General features: G+C 66.7%; 13 protein-coding genes. 10 read left to right on the top strand and 3 right to left on the bottom strand.

The window, feature by feature from the left end:
* Window positions 1-36 precede the first annotated feature (36 nt).
* Genes F9278_RS15305 through F9278_RS15290 form a run of 4 tightly spaced genes read left to right on the top strand, consistent with a single transcriptional unit; the run spans window position 37 to window position 3,301 of the window.
* On the top strand, window positions 37-894 hold the full coding sequence (locus F9278_RS15305; protein WP_152168826.1) for a DUF317 domain-containing protein: 858 nt from the start codon (window positions 37-39) through the stop codon (window positions 892-894).
* A gap of 30 nt (window positions 895-924) precedes the next feature.
* Entirely contained in the window at window positions 925-1,413 is a 489-nt protein-coding gene (locus tag F9278_RS15300) for a hypothetical protein (RefSeq protein WP_152168825.1), read from the top strand.
* Between the two features lie 60 nt (window positions 1,414-1,473).
* Window positions 1,474-2,259, top strand: coding sequence for a DUF317 domain-containing protein (locus tag F9278_RS15295; RefSeq protein ID WP_152168824.1), 786 nt, complete (start codon window positions 1,474-1,476; stop codon window positions 2,257-2,259).
* Between the two features lie 37 nt (window positions 2,260-2,296).
* Window positions 2,297-3,301: an MSCRAMM family protein gene (locus tag F9278_RS15290; protein WP_152168823.1), complete on the top strand. Its 1,005-nt coding sequence runs from the start codon at window positions 2,297-2,299 to the stop codon at window positions 3,299-3,301.
* 169 nt (window positions 3,302-3,470) lie between these two features.
* Here the strand turns inward: F9278_RS15290 and F9278_RS15285 are convergent, their stop codons facing one another.
* Complete coding sequence (locus F9278_RS15285) at window positions 3,471-3,692, bottom strand: hypothetical protein (protein ID WP_226967292.1); 222 nt, start codon at window positions 3,690-3,692, stop codon at window positions 3,471-3,473.
* A 137-nt stretch (window positions 3,693-3,829) separates the two neighbouring features.
* On the opposite strand from F9278_RS15285, the gene F9278_RS15280 reads away from it, so the two are divergent.
* Entirely contained in the window at window positions 3,830-4,093 is a 264-nt protein-coding gene (locus tag F9278_RS15280) for a DNA ligase-like domain-containing protein (protein WP_193241496.1), read from the top strand.
* 63 nt (window positions 4,094-4,156) lie between these two features.
* On the opposite strand, the gene F9278_RS15275 is transcribed toward F9278_RS15280, so the two are convergent.
* Window positions 4,157-4,531 carry a hypothetical protein gene (locus F9278_RS15275; protein ID WP_152168821.1) on the bottom strand — a complete coding sequence of 125 codons (375 nt, stop codon included), beginning with the start codon at window positions 4,529-4,531 and terminating at the stop codon, window positions 4,157-4,159.
* 149 nt (window positions 4,532-4,680) lie between these two features.
* Between F9278_RS15275 and F9278_RS15270 the strand changes: the two genes are divergently transcribed.
* From F9278_RS15270 to F9278_RS15250, 5 genes are all read left to right on the top strand, one after another.
* Window positions 4,681-8,184 carry a tetratricopeptide repeat protein gene (locus F9278_RS15270; protein ID WP_152168820.1) on the top strand — a complete coding sequence of 1,168 codons (3,504 nt, stop codon included), beginning with the start codon at window positions 4,681-4,683 and terminating at the stop codon, window positions 8,182-8,184.
* Window positions 8,185-8,247: 63 nt separating this feature from the next.
* The gene (locus tag F9278_RS47075) at window positions 8,248-8,790 is read left to right on the top strand and encodes an ATP-dependent DNA ligase (RefSeq protein ID WP_226967291.1); all 543 of its coding nucleotides are present in this window, start codon (window positions 8,248-8,250) and stop codon (window positions 8,788-8,790) included.
* The gene (locus tag F9278_RS15260) at window positions 8,679-10,160 is read left to right on the top strand and encodes a site-specific integrase (RefSeq protein WP_226966648.1); all 1,482 of its coding nucleotides are present in this window, start codon (window positions 8,679-8,681) and stop codon (window positions 10,158-10,160) included. Before F9278_RS47075 ends, F9278_RS15260 begins: the two co-directional genes overlap by 112 nt.
* Window positions 10,161-10,387: 227 nt before the next feature.
* A complete protein-coding gene (locus tag F9278_RS15255) occupies window positions 10,388-11,890 on the top strand; it encodes a hypothetical protein (protein ID WP_152167256.1) in 1,503 nt (500 codons plus the stop codon).
* Complete coding sequence (locus tag F9278_RS15250) at window positions 11,887-13,950, top strand: integrase (RefSeq protein WP_152167257.1); 2,064 nt, start codon at window positions 11,887-11,889, stop codon at window positions 13,948-13,950. Before F9278_RS15255 ends, F9278_RS15250 begins: the two co-directional genes overlap by 4 nt.
* Here the strand turns inward: F9278_RS15250 and F9278_RS15245 are convergent.
* Window positions 13,941-14,699, bottom strand: a complete 759-nt coding sequence (locus F9278_RS15245; RefSeq protein WP_152167258.1) for a class I SAM-dependent methyltransferase — start codon at window positions 14,697-14,699, stop codon at window positions 13,941-13,943. The two genes, F9278_RS15250 and F9278_RS15245, sit on opposite strands and share 10 nt — an antisense overlap.
* Window positions 14,700-14,828: the final 129 nt, after the last annotated feature.

Raw genomic sequence — 14,828 nt, 5'->3', positions numbered from 1 at the left:
GCGCCACCCACCACCGCCCCGACCCCCTGGACTTTCGTGCCCGACACCAATGAGATCTACGGCGACGTCTACGTCTCCCCGCGCCATCTCGCCTCCACCACCGGGACTGGCGACCCCGCTCTCGCCCCGCTGCTCGGCCTCGGCTGGGACCTTCGGTACGACGAGGACTCCAACGTGTACCTGAGCGCTCCCGACCGGCGCGTTCGCCTGGGCTACCTGCCCGAGGGTGAGGACGACGGGCTGTGGCGTATCAACGCCTACAAGGACTCGTTCGGCACGCCGGCGTGGGGCGTCTGTTTCAACGACCGCGTCCCCACCGAGTTCGTCCAGGCGTTCACCACCGTCCTCGCCACGGCGTACGAGCAGGGTCCGGACACCTACCTCGCCCGGCCGGTCTCCGGGACCGACGAGCACGACCCCTTCCTCGCCGTCGTCCCGCTCCTGAAACAGGGCTGGGAGATCGACCGTCCGCGCTGGGGCGTCTTCGCGGTCCAGGCCCCGGACGGACACGCCGGAATGGAGTTCACCACCGGCGACCTCGATCCGGAAACCGAACTGACCACACGTGACGCCCGCTGGCAGCTGTGGGCGGGCAAGTCCATCGACCAGCCCGTCTGGTACGCCACGGCCAGCACCGACACGCCCGTCGCCCTGCTCACCGCCGTCACCGAGTGCGTCGCCGATCCGGCTCCGCTGCCCCGGTGGCGCGAGGAGACCTTCAGCTACATCAAGGGCATGGCCCAGCTCACCCCGATCCTTCCACCCGGACCGCCGGCCCCCACCCCGCTCGACGTGCAGCGGGCACTCTCGTCCCGCCCGGCCGCGCTCCCCGCGGCCAGCGTCCCGCGCTGGAGCACCACCAGCCGACCGGCCCTGCCCGGTCCACGCCGATAGACCCGGCCCGCCCCCTACCGGAGACCCCTCTTGTCCCTGCAGGCCCCCGAGTTCTTCGCCGAGCTGTGCCTCCCCTTCCACGACAGCACCGTCGTGGGCAACACCTACTTCGCCGCCCCCGTCCCCGGCGCACCGCTGCGGCTGCGCATCGATTTCACCCGCACCATCCACGCGGACACCTACGGCGGCCTGCGCCTGGCGGTCGTCCACCCGGAGCACGGCGAGACTGACGCCGTCGCCCTCAGCTTCCTCGACCACGGCACGTTCCACCGCCGCGACGAAGCGACCAACACCCGGCCGAACACCAAGCACCACGGCACCTTCGACACATACCACCGCCCCGGACGGCCCCCGTGGGAGGGAGCCGTCACCACCGGGCTGCACGAGGCCATCGAGCAGTACACCGCCGTCTGGTTCCCCGGCGCCTGGACCGCGTCCACGCCGAGCCGCGCCGCAGGCCGGTCCGCGCACACGTCCCTCGCCATGCCCGTCACCCGCAGTGGCGCCCGCGCCCGCTGAGCCGCACCCCCGCCGCGCGCCCCGGCATTCCGCACTCTTCCAGCAGGAGCCCTGCCCCCGATGATCCACCCCTTTGTAAACCTCGACCCGGCCCAGACTGTGCAGGTCCTTCCCCGCCACCTCGCCGGGCCCGGCGCCGTCGACCCGCGTACCGCATGGGCCTTCCCCTACGACGAGGGCTGGACGTTCGCCCAGACCGACGACGGCACGGCCACGGCGTTCAGCCCGTGCCTGCGACTGCAGACGACCTACGACCCCCAGCCCGACCAGCGCGGCAAGGGCACCTGGACCGTCAGCGCCCACCGGGCCCCGTTCACCCCGCCGGCCTGGCGGATCACCTTCGATGCCACCACCCCCGTCGAGCTGCTGCACGACGTCCACACCGAACTGCTCGACCTCTACCTCGAAGACCGGCACAGCGACCACGACCGGCTGTTCCGGGACGAGACGGCACCGCACGAGGCGTATGCGTCGCTGCTCACCCGCGGGTGGAGCCACGACGTCAAGACCGACGGCACACAGACGTTCCTCGCCCCGGAAGGACTCGGCGTCGTACGCCACCGCTACGCCATCAGCGACTCCAGCGGGCCGGCCTGGCGGGCCTGGGGCGGATACCCCAGCGAGCCGCACTGGACGGCCCGCTTCTCGTTCGGCACGCCCACCACGCTCGTCACGGCCTTCACCACCTCGCTGATCTCCACCGAGCCACTGCACCGCACCGTCCAGGACGTCCCCGTCCACACCCGCAGCGCCCTCTACATCGCCACCACGACACCCAAGCAGCCTCACGGCAGCACACCTGTCGCCCCGCCACCTCCCGCCCCAGTTGCCGGCCGAACCCGCTGACCTTCCCCACCCGCTGACCCAAGGAGTCCTCCTCCTCGTGCACGCACGCTTCGTCCGATCCGCCGCCGTCGCCGTCGCGGTGACCGGCACCCTCACCTGGGCACCGGCCGCGAGCGCCCAGCCCTCCGAACCCACCCCCTCGGCCCCCGCCCAGACACCGGCCCCAGACCCGGGCAGCGTCGAGATCACCACCAAGGACCCGGCCGGGGACGTGCTCCCCGGCGCCACGTTCCTCCTGCTCGACTCCGCCGGCCAAGAAGCCGGACGCGGCAAGACCGACGCACAGGGGAAACTGACCTTCTCCGACCTCGCGCCGGGCGTCTACCGCCTCAAAGAAATCTCCAGCGGCAGCCCACTGCACGACACCGCGGCCGACCAGGACGTCATCGTCACCCCCGGCGCCACCGCCCGGGTGACGGTCGTCGACCCAATCAAGCCCGCCCACGTCACCCTCAAGGCCCGGGACAACAAGACCGGCAAGCTGCTGCCCGGCTCCACGGTGAACATCGGCAGCGGCGACACGACCCTGCTCACCCTGACCACCGGCCACAAGGGCACCACCACCGGAGAACTCCCCGTGCTCAACCGCAGGGCCGAATTCTGGGTCAAACAGGTCACAGCTCCTGCGGGCTACGACCCTTACACACAGGCGAAGACCTTCACCGCCGGGCCCGGGTCTCCGGTCACCGTCACGATCACCAACGCCAAGACCGCCCCCAAGTCCCAGCCCACCCCGACCAGGCCGCCCTCGGGTAAGCAGACCGACACGCCGTCGGAGAGCACCTCCGGCGGGTCGAAGCCGAAGCTGACGGCAACCGGCACTCGGGCCAGCGAGTCCTCGCTCACCCCTGCCAGGGACGGGGCGGAGTCGGCGTCGCCGTCGGCCCCGGCAGGCTCCCTCGCCCGCACGGGAGCCGACGCCACCCCATGGCTGATCGGTGGCGCCGGCGTCCTGCTCGTCGGCGGCATCGCCGCAGTCGTCGCCACACACCGCCGCACGACCCCCGAGCCCCAGCAGGACGAGAACACCGACACCAACTGACCGACCCTTCCCCCTACACCCAGGCCCCCGAGACGCGCACTCTCGGGGGCCTGGCGCGTATCCAGTCCCCGGATCCTGCTCACGACAAGCACTGGCGCACGCCGCCCTCGCGGCGTGGGGGATGTGCAGGGCATTTGGAGGCCCGCAGGACGGGGGTGGGCTGTCGTGCTCAGCCTGCCCAGCCCAGGTCGTACACGTCGATCCCGTCGCTGTACGCGGTGAACGCCACCCACGACCGGGCTGCGAACCGCACGTCCCATCCACCCGCTGCCGGCCAGGACTCTTTCCGGACCAGGATCGCGGCGATCATCTCCAACACCTCGCGCCGACCCTCCTCGGGAAGCTCGTCCAGCGCATCCTCCACCCGGACCGCCAGATCCACCCTGTACATCATCGGCTGCCCCGTCCTCATGATCGGCTGGAGCACCACGGTAGAGACCGCCGCCGGTCCCCGCTCGTGCCTGTGGATAACTCCTGACCGGGCCAGCTCAAGTCGCGCCTTCGGCGGCCAGACCGTAGACCGGGCGTATGGTGCTGCGACCGCCGGTGGAACCGATGCTGGCCCGCGCCTACGCCCGCGACCAGCTGCCCACGCCAGGCACTCTGCCCGGTGACCTGGTCGTGCAGCCGAAGTTCGACGGCTACCGGGCGCTGGTCTTCACCCCGTTCCCGGGGCCCGGCCCCGTGCTGATCCAGTCCCGCCGAGGCAGCCTCATCCAGTCCCGCTTCCCCGACCTGGCCCGTGCTGCCGACCGACTGCCGGAGGGACTGGTCCTTGACGGCGTTATGTGACCTGATGCTGTGTCTCAGGTCGGGGGTGTCGCGCTGGGCGCCGGGTGGGATGCCCGAGGGTGGCTACCGGATATCGCTGGGAGAGTCCGTGATCTGGCCGCCATGGTCGGTGGTCTGCTCGACGTCGGCGTTGCGGGCGGAGACGGGGGATCCGGTGATGGTGCCGCCCCGCGTCGCGGTCTGCTCGATGACGGCTCCGTCGCGGCCGGTGGCCCCAGACGCCTCGATACGGCCGTTGTGGTCGGCACGGATGTGATGCCGGGTGCGGCCGGTGGAGGAGCTGCCACCGAGTGTCAGGACTGCCAGCCAGGCCCCAGCTGCGACCAGGACGGCCAGGGCTGCGGCCCAGGTCCAACTCCACTGATCGGTGATCTGGTTGGTGACCACGCCGGTCGCGACCGTAGTGAGAACGCCTCCGACGGCCACGGTCTTCTGCATCGTTGTCACCATGATGGCCTTTCGCCTCGTGCCGTCGTCGCCGGGCTGTCAGACTCTCCACGTTGTTCACCCTCTGCAGCGCCTGACTTTATGTCAGATTACCGGCATAGAAGCTGTGAAGATGGAGAGATGCGCGGTCTGGGGTGGGCATGAGAGATGTCGGAGAGCTGTTCACCGACCGTGAGGCAGCGCTGAGAGCTGTTGACGCCCTGGTGGCCGAGGGCGGCACGGGGCGGTTCCTCGTGCTGACGGGTGTGTCGGGGATGGGCAAGTCCACCGTACTGGCCCGCCTGGTTGCACATCCGCCGAGCCGCTGGGCGTGCGCGGTGGTCGACGCCGAGGTACTGGTGTCGGGAATGGTGGTGCGGGCCGAGGGCGGGGAGGATGCCGCGCTGGAACTGCTGCGCCAGGTCGGCGGCAGGTTGGCCGCAGTGGCGCCGTGGTGGCGCAGGCGCTGGCTGCGGCAGAAGGCTGCGGTAATCGGCAGCGTGCGGCCGTGGCGGGTCAATGTGCGGCAATGGGCCGGGTTCGGTGGCCATATCAGCCACTCCCCTGTGCAGGTGTCCGCCGGGCCCCTCACGCAGGGCGAGCGGCGCAGACAGTGGACCGGCCAGCTACTCAAGGTGGCCCGCGCGGTGCGGCGGCGCCAGCTGCTGCTGCTGGTCGACACCAGCGAGTTGCTGGCCTACTTCGACGATGTCGCCGTCGAGCAGCCCCGTCCCGGACGCCCCTACGGTGTCGCCAGCTGGTTCGTCACCGTCCTTGAGGAGTTATTGGACCAGATGCCGGGACTTCGTGTGGTGCTCGCCGGTACCACCGCTCCCGCTTCGGTGGCAGCCGACGGTCGTGACCTCGGCCGGATCGCCCGGGTGGAGCTGGAGCCGTGGGCACCCAAGGACACCGGCAGGTACCTCGCCCGCCGTGGCCTGTCCGTCGATGCCCAGGCCGCGGTGGCGGTGACCGACGCCGCAGGAGGGCTGCCCGTCGAGATCAGCTGGCTCATGGACATCCTCACCGACGGCCGCGAGCCGGCGTCCGCGTTCGGGGCGTTGGTCGCTGGCCTGGCCGAGCAGGCAGGTCCGGCCCGCAGGGCATGGCTGCGCAGCCACGTCCTGGAGCGGATCAGCGACGGCACCTTGCGCCTGCTGTACGCCGCCGCCGTCCTGGAAATCTTCACTCCTGACGTCCTGCTTACCGTGGCACGCGACGGCGGCTCTAACGAAGCGGCGGGCCGAGCCGCCTTCGCCCGCGTGGAACACAGCTCCTACATCCGTCCCCTGGACGCAGATACCGGGCAGTGGAGAGTGCACACCGTTTTGCGCAACTGGCTCCTGGAGGCCGCGCGCGATCACGACGCACGGCGGCCACCGCCCGAACGCGTCCTTCCGTCCCTGCACCGTGCGGCTGCCGACTACCACGAAGCCCTCGCCGTAGACAACCGATGGTCCTTGCACGCTGCCCACCACCGCTTCGCCACCGGCGACGACCGACACAGCGCCGCGTGGACCGCCCGCCTGACCCGCGCGCTGAGTACCCAGCCGCTGGACACGCTGCGGATCCAGGCGCTGGCCGACGCCGCCCTAGCCGTCCCCGGCCCTTCGGACACACTGTCCGCGGTCTTCGCCGACGCTCACCTCGCCAGCAGCCTGCTGGACTTCCAGCGCGCCCGCTACCCCGCCGCGCAACACCACGCCGAACAGGCCCTCGCCCTCTACGAGTCCCTTGACGGCCACAGTGAGGCAGTCCGCACAGCAGCCCGCCTCGCAGGCCACACCGCCTGGAAGCGGCCCCGCTACCAAGACGCCGTCACCCATTGGACCACCGCAACCACACCGCACACGCACGGGTCAGAGGTCTTGGAGGGAACGCAGCGTGGAACAACCGCCGACGGTGACACCTACGCGCTTCGGGTGGCTCTCGCTGAAGCCGTGCTGGCAACCGGCGACGCACTCCGGGCCCACACACTCCTCGCAGCACTCCCCGAAACATCTCCCACCGCCCAGCCCGATCCCACAACGAACGAGGCCCTCAGCGAGGTGGACACTGGCACGCTCACGGTCGCAGCCGCAGTCGCAGAGGCGCTGTCCGCGTACCCACTGCCCGGCGCCCTCCCTGGCGACATGCTCCTCCTGCGTACCCGTACCGCTTACGCTCTGAACGACCATGACGAGGCTGCCGCCTATGCCCTCCACGTCCTGGAGCAGTCGAAGACCAGCGACCATCACACAGCCCTCGCTCACGACGTCCTGGCCCTCGTTGCTTACAGCTCCTGGGATTTGGAGCAGGCCCGCCAACACACTCGCCGTGGCCTTACCGCAGCCCGACGTTGCCCAGACCAGGGCTGTATGGTCCAACTACTTCTGACCGATGCCAACCTCGCCGGCCGCCGAGCAGTGTGGGCACCGTCGGGCATCGGACGTCAGTCGCCCACTCCAGAGGTCAATGCTGCTGCGCCATCCGCCGCGCCGACGACCAGCATGTCTCTCACGCAGCGCGCTGAATCAGCCCACCAGCGCGAACTCGCCGACAGGCAACAAGCCGCTGCGGAGGGTCTTGCCGCTCAGCTCAACCACTCTCAGTTGCACGCACAGGCCATCGCATTACGCGATCCAGCAGCCGCCCTCACCGTCTATCGCGCCATCGGCGACCGGCATGGGGAAGCCGCCGCCCTAGAGGTGCTGGCTGATGCCGCCGGTGAGCGCGCCGACCTCGACACGGCCGAGGAACTCGCCAACCAGGCACTCGCCCTCCACCGCACCCTCGGCGACCGACGCGGAGAAGCCAACATGCAGGAGACCCTGGCGCACGCCGCTCTCCAGCGCACCAACCCTGGCCGAGCGGAGGAGTTCGCTAACCAGGCCCTCGCCCTCTTTTGCACCCTCCGCGACCAACGCGGAAAGGCCAACATCCTGGGGCTCCTGGCAGATGCCGCCCGCCAGCGCGGCGACCTCGACACGGCCGAGGAACTCGCCAACCAGGCACTCGCCCTCCACCGCACCCTCGGCAACCGGCTCGGAGAAGCCAACATCCTGGGGCTCCTGGCGTACGCCGCTCTCCAGCGCACCGATCTGCACCGGGCGGAGGAACTTGCTAGCCAAGCCCTCACCATCCACCGCACCCTCGGCTACCAACGCGGAGAAGCCGCCGCGCTCGGGTTCCTGGCAGATGCCGCCCGCCAGCGCGGCGACCTCGACACGGCCGAGGAACTCCTCAGCCAGGCACTCGCCCTCCACCGCACCCTCGGCAACCGGCTCGGAGAAATCAGTGCACTCGGGCTCCTGGCGGATGCCGCCCTCCGGCGCGACGACCCCGGCCGGGCCAGAGAACTCGCCGACCAGGCCCTCGCCCTCAACCGCACCCTCGGCAACCAGCTCGGAGAAGCTAGCGCACTCGGGCTCCTGGCAGATGCCGCCCGCCAGCGCGGCGACCTCGACACGGCCGAGGAACTCGCCAGCCAAGCCCTCACCATCCACCGCTCCCTCGGCAATCCGAGCGGAGAAGCCACCGCCCTATGGCTCCTGGCGGACGCTGCCTGCCAGCGCGGCGATACGCGGACCGGGCGCCGCACTCTGGCAGAGGCAGCCGCGCTGTATGAGCAAATCGGGATGGTCCAGCAGGCAGCCTCCTGTCGCCAGCAGCTGCAGGAGTGGTGACACAGGAAATGCACATCACCGCGCCCTACTTGGGCTTGGCATGAGACACGAGCGGCAACTCACATAAACGGCGAGCTGGTCGTCTGGGGTGGAGACCAGCTGTCGTTCGAGGCGCTGCAACGCCGGGCTGCCTCCAGCGGACGAACCGCCCAGCGGCTCGCCGAGGGGCTCCCCGCACACTTCATCGCCTTCGACGTACTCCAGATCGACGGCACCGAGCTGCTCCGCGAACCGTACGCCGCCCGGCGCGCGGCCCTGGAGGAGCTCTTCACCAGACACCGGCTGACCGCGCCGTGGACGCTCTGCCCCCAGACCAGCGAGGTGAAGACCACCCAGGAGTGGCTAACGTCATGGACCGAGGTGTCCGGTGTGGAAGGGATCGTGCTGAATTCCCTGTTGAATCTGCGTGTTGAAGCAGGTCAGCAGGGAGGTTCGTGGTGTCAGGGTGGCGTGTCTACTGGGTGTCGGCGAGGCGGGTCGTCGAGGCGACCCGAGTGTCGGCGCTGGGCGGCTGGGAGGACTTGGAGGAGCGCGAGACACGTGCGGGGATCCGGCCAGGGACTCCGATTCTGTTGTCGCCCAACTGCCAGGTCGACGGACGGCTGAGCCAGTTTCTGGCCCGTTCGTCGTTTTCCCGGCTTGAGCCGGAGTCAAAGCGGAACTATACGACCGACTATTGCGTCTTCTTCGATTTCCTGTGGGTCCGGGGCAAGAACTGGGATGAGGCAACTTCCAGCGATCTGTGGGACTTTGAGGACTGGCGGACGAGGTCTATTCGCAATCCGGAGAAGGTCGGCGGCGCACGTTGGAACCGTGGCCTCGCTGCTTTGGGTCGCTTGTACTCGTGGGCGGTCAAGCAGCAGTACGTGTCCGTGAGTCCGATTGAGACGCGTGAGGCGATCGGGCGGCACGGGCAGATCGTGGAGGTGCCTGCCGCCCGGGCCAAAGACGCGAGGTCCAGTAATGTGCGCTGGCTGACGCCCAGGACGTTCCGTCGGTGGGTAGACGTTGGCTTGCGCGGGTTCTCTGCCGACGGGGTTCCCGACGCGGCCTGGGCTGGTCGCTTGGCGGATCGAAATTCGGCCTTCGCCAATCTGTTGTTCTCGTCCGGGGTTCGGCTTACCGAGGGGGCCTCTCTACTGACACTGGAGATCCCGAATTTGACGATGGACGAGCGCCGGTACTATGCAAGTCGGCTTGCTCCGGTGGTAACGAAGTCGAAACGTGCTCGAACCTTTTACGTCGCGAGCCCGGTCGTGGGTGAGATAGAGACGTACTGTGAATCGACCCGGGCGGCAAGCATCCGCCGGGCCCAACGTCAGGGAAGGTATGAAAGACTTCCGCAGCTGCGTCTTGTGACTTCGGTCTCGGGGCACCGCATGAAGGTTCTCCACTGGCGCGACCGTGACGGAACGGTCGGAAAGACGGCACTGGCACAGGCAGGTGTCGAAGAGCGGGCTCTTCTTTTCACGGAAGGACCCGACGGTCCCGAGCCTCTTTGGGTATGGCTCAACGAGTCAGGGCTACCGTTTCAGCCGTCGTCGTGGGAGGGAATATTCCGCACCGCTACGGACCGGTGCCAGAAGGTTCTGGCCAAAACGATCGCTGAACCTCCTTTCTGCACCCCACACATGTGTCGGCATTCTTTCGCTCTCTACATGCTGGTTGTGCTTCACCATGTCATGGACGTCCGTCTCGGCCTGACACCTCAAGAGCGCCGGGACTTCCTTCTCCTTTATGGAGATCCGTGGCGCATGGTCCAGGACCTACTCGGGCACGCGGACGTCGAAACCACCCGCAAGATCTATCTGGCACCCGTTTCCGACCTGCAATTGCACTCTCTGATTGCCACGCCTGGGCGAGCATCAGACGACTCGACTGACTCGGCAGTTGACGACGTATCCTGGATTCTCGCCCAACTCGCAGCGGAAACTAGCCGGATTCAGGACCTGCGCGATGATTGGGCAGTCCTGTGAGCCGGCGAGGGCGGAAGGCCGCGTTGCCGACGGAGTCACATCACCGGCCAGCCCCTCGTCAGCACGATGGGCTGAAAGTCGAGCATCGCGACAAGAAAGGAAACATCGACACCTTCGAGTTCGACCAGCTTCCGGTAAGCGCTGAGCTGCAACACGCCTTCGCACGGTGGTTCTCCGAGAAGTGTGCTCCAGGGGGCGGTTGGGACTCCCTCAAGTCCAGCCGAGCCATGTGGTTCTACCTTCTCGCGTTCGGTCGCTTCTGCGCCGGACAGGATATCCCGCCTCAGAGACTTGAAGACCTCACGCCAGCTCTGTGGAACAGATGGCGGATGCGTCGGCCTGAGGGCATCTACGGTTACCACCAAGTCACCTCTCTGGGCGGCTTCCTGCGCAAACAAGCGGACCTAAGCGAGGCGACGAGATCCGCGATGGCCAAGCGGCTTCCAACTGTCAGGACCAAGGAGCAAGCACTGGCCCCGGACGAGTTTCAGGAGGTACGTGCGGCGGCCCGGAAGATATTCCGCTCCGCCCACCTCAGGATCCAATCCAACACTGCACATCTTCATCAGTGGCGCGCTGGTGCCTTCGAACCGCAGAGCCGGGATTGGCTCATCGGGGAAGCCTTGGACGCCCTTACCCGGACCGGCTACGTTCCTCACATCCGCCGCGACAATGGCTGGAAGCGCAATCTTCCGCAGTACGTCACCGCGCTCGGGGGCGACAACGCCCAGTGGACCTGGATGCGCCTATTCCTGAGCCGCGCCGAAGCATATGCGCTGTCTGTTCTGCTTGTCATGGAGTTCGGGCTGAACGCGACGGTCGTATCAGACATGTGCACACCGCGGGCCATGTCCGACAGCGGATCCGGGGGATTCCCCACCTACCGGATGGAGTTGGAAAAGCCAAGACGGGGCGCGGGGCGTCATTTCGAGACGAGGAACGTCACGGACGGCGGTGCCGACACCCCGGGGAGACTGATCACACAGGCACTGGAGGCGACGTCTCACGCTAGAGCTTTCGTCACTGCTGCCGACAACAGCCTCGACTTCCTCCTCGTCTGGCGAAACTCCCAGCCGGGGTCGAGGAACCTATCTCCCGTCACACCGTTCAGCATCGGACTCACGAAGAATGCTGCGGACTGCTGGCTGAACGAAACCGGCCTGACTGGTGCGCCCCTGCGCAGGATGCGCAAGACAGTGAATGCACTGCATCGTCGAGAGCCCGGTCAGAACAGCCAGGAAACCCACGACAGCGTCTACGTCCTCCCCGAGCCCCAGGTTCAGGAAGCCTCCGTCCCGATCATCGCGAAAGGGGCCGAGAGCGCCCTCGCCCATGCTCAGCAGGTCGTCCTGCGTGCGCAACTGGCCGCGTCCGCCGAGGCCGGCGGGCAGGAGACGCCCACCGCGGACTGCTCCGACTACGAGAACAGTCCGTTCAGCACACCGGGAATGGGCTGCAATGCCTCGTTCTTGATGTGTACGGCCTGCCCGAACGCGCGGATACACCCAAAACATCATCCCCGCTTGGGATATCTGCATCGCTCGATAGCCAGTCTGCGCTCCGTTCTGGGAGACGAAATATGGGCAGAGGAGTGGGGCTCTCCTTTTATGCGCCTGGAGGACTTGAAGGCTCGGCTGGGTGACGCTATCTGGACTGATGCGTCGGCAAGAGTCTCGTCAGGCGACAAGGAAGTCGTCAAGCGACTCCTGGAAGGACAGTACGATCTGTGACCGTTTCCGTTCAAGAGGTCTACTTCTATCCGGCTCCGGATGCTGATGCCATTCTCCCCGGTCTGATAGCCGAGGGTTTCACCGGACCGATACCCCGCTTCGGAGACCGGTCCTGGAATCTGGCTGGCCTGGCGCACGGGCCAGGGACATCAATCGAGACGATTCATTGGGATCGCTTCCCTGTCTCGTTTCAATCAGAGCTGCGTTATCTGGTCTGGTTGCTGATCAACACATCGCTGCCCACAAGCTTTCTGATAGGAAAGCCATCCCGTTGGCGAACCACGGTGTCTCCAGGCCAGGTCTATCCCATGGCTATGAAATGGCGGGCCTTCTGCCAGTGGCTGGAGGAATCAGGTCATGCCTCGCTGCGCGATTGCACTCCTGAGAATTTGCGAGCGTATGCCCTCCATCTTGGAAGCCGAGGCCAGCCACGCGTTTCCGTCCAGAAGGTGCTGGCCTCTATCACGCGACTGTGGGCTCTCGACTCTTCGAATCCCTTGCCTATCGGGATCTGCGAACCACCGTGGCTCAGTGAAGGAGCCGATGACTTCCTTCCAGCCGGATCGTCCACTGGCGAGAACGTCACCGCCCCGATCACACCTCAAACCATGGGCCCATTGCTCATCTGGGCCCTCCGCGTGGTCGACGATTTTTCCGACGACATCCTTCGCGCCATCGACAGGAGGGAAGAGATACTGACCCAAAGTGAACTGACACCTTCCACTCCAGCGGGTGGGGCTGCGCTTGAGGAATATCTAAGAGGGCTGATAACTGCCGGAATATCGCCGCCCAGTATGGCTGCCGGAAACCGGAGTGGCCTCGCGGCAAAGTACATCTCCTTCGTGACAGGTGCTTCGATTCGCCAGGTCCACCGTCAGGTTATCGAAGGGTCTTGGAGGGATCATCTTCTGTCTGCCAGCGGACCAGCTCCAGTCCTCACTGAGGTAGTTGGACAAATCGATGGACTTCCATGGACGGAATTCATCGACTACTCGGAGGTTGAGGCCCTAAGGCGCCATCTGCTCACTGCCGCTTACGTAGCGGTCTCGTACCTGACCGGAATGCGCCCCCGCGAAGTTCAGGGACTCGAAAAGGGATGTTGCCCCGATCCGAGGTCAGGACGGCACCTAATCTACAGCCGCGTCTTCAAGACGGCACTCGACGACGAGGGGAATCACGTTCCTCAAGGTGTCCTACGCGATGTGCCGTGGGTTGCAATTGACCCGGTGGTCAAGGCTATTCGCATCGTTGAGCGCCTGACCCCGGAGGGATATTTGTTCGGCGGCGTTATACCAGAAACGATGAACAAGAGGATCGAAAACTTCACCATGTGGGCTTCGGACCTTGCCAAGCGTTTTGGGCGCCCTCATGAGGTGATCCCAGCTGACAAGTACGGAGCTGTCGGGGTATCACGTTTTCGTCGAACGTTGGCCTGGCATATAGCAAGGCGTCCGGGCGGCCTGGTCGCACTCGCTATTCAGTACGGACATATGCGTACTGCCATGAGCGTCGGATACGCATCCCGAAGTCGGGACGGGATCCATGACCTCCTGGACGTTGAAACGGCCCTGTCGGTTGCCGACACTCTCGCCGCGCTCAACGATGACTTGGCGAACGGTGAAGGAGTATCTGGTTCAGCAGCTCGGAGAGCGATCAACGCGGCCCAGCATGCCCCTGAATTCTCCGGATCCGTGGTCACCGCACGGCAGGCTCGTGCACTTCTTCAGAACCCATCACTGGCGGTCTATGACAACCCATCGGCCATGCTCATGTGTGTCTATAAACCCGACCGGGCGCTCTGCAATCGTGTCACCAACAGAGAATCGCCTCGCCTGGACCGATGCGTCTCGTCATGCTCGAACGTGGCACGGCTCGATAGCCATGCCCGGCTCATGAGGAAGGAGGCAGAATCCCTGAACGGGCAAGCCCTCAACGTTCCAGATCCACTCGGTCATCGAATGCGCGCCCGAGCCGACCTTCTTCGCGCCCAAGCCGACCACCACGACCGCTCTCGCGTCATCCTCAGTGACCCTTTGAGTTCCAGCTCTGATCAGGCATGAGTGGTGGCCGGCCGTACGACGGTCAGACCGCACCGGTACGGCTCATCAAGCTCGCCATCGGGGAAGAGCCGCGCAAGCGCGGTACGGTTCGCGTCGAGGAGTTCTGTCCGCTCGACGGGGTCCATGACCACGAAGTGCGAGTGGGTGGCGAGGTTGCGGACGTGCTCTTCGACGGTGATCCGGCGCGACCACGTGATCTCGCGGGTAGCCACCCTGACCGGAAACGAAGCAAAGAGCTCGGCCACAGTCGTCGGGAAACCGCGAGTGAAGGGCGCGAGCCGGTCCTCCTCCGCCGCGATCCACGGGACGCTGACGTCGGCCTGGTTCCACCACAGGGCCAACACGCCGTGCGGGCGCAGCACACGCAGTGCTTCGGGGACGGAGCGGGCCGGGTCGGTCCAGTGCCAAGCCTGGGCGTAGGTGATCACGTCGAACCTGCTGGCGGCGAAGGGCAGTCGGTTCCCTTCACCCCGCACCAGCGGAACCTCCAGCTCGGCCTGGCGCAGCTCCGCGGCCATACCGGCGCCCGGCTCCAGGGCGACGACGCGGGCGCCGCGTTCGCTCAGCAGCCGGGTGGCGATGCCGGTGCCAGCCCCACAGTCCAGCACGTCGGCGTCGGCCAGCGCTCGGCCGGCGAGTTCCTCTACGGCGTCAAAAAGGGCTGGTGGATAGCCCGGGCGGGTCGCAGCGTACTGCGTGGCAACGGTATCAAAGGACAGGGCGCGGGCTTGGTTCACGTGGGATGCCATACCCGCGATCTTTGCGGGCGGAGGGTGGAGTTGCCAACGGTGCACAGCGAGATCGGCGCCTAAGCGCGTGCAGTTGCCCGGGCCCTGGTGGCTGGGCAGCGAGACGGTGAGTCGTTTCGTCGGCTTCGA

Origin of the sequence: Streptomyces phaeolivaceus (genome assembly GCF_009184865.1) — a bacterium.
In the GTDB taxonomy this organism is placed as follows: Bacteria; Actinomycetota; Actinomycetes; order Streptomycetales; family Streptomycetaceae; genus Streptomyces; species Streptomyces phaeolivaceus.
The sequence above is the reverse complement of the archived record's forward strand: the minus strand, read 5'-3'. Positions and strand labels throughout refer to the sequence as shown.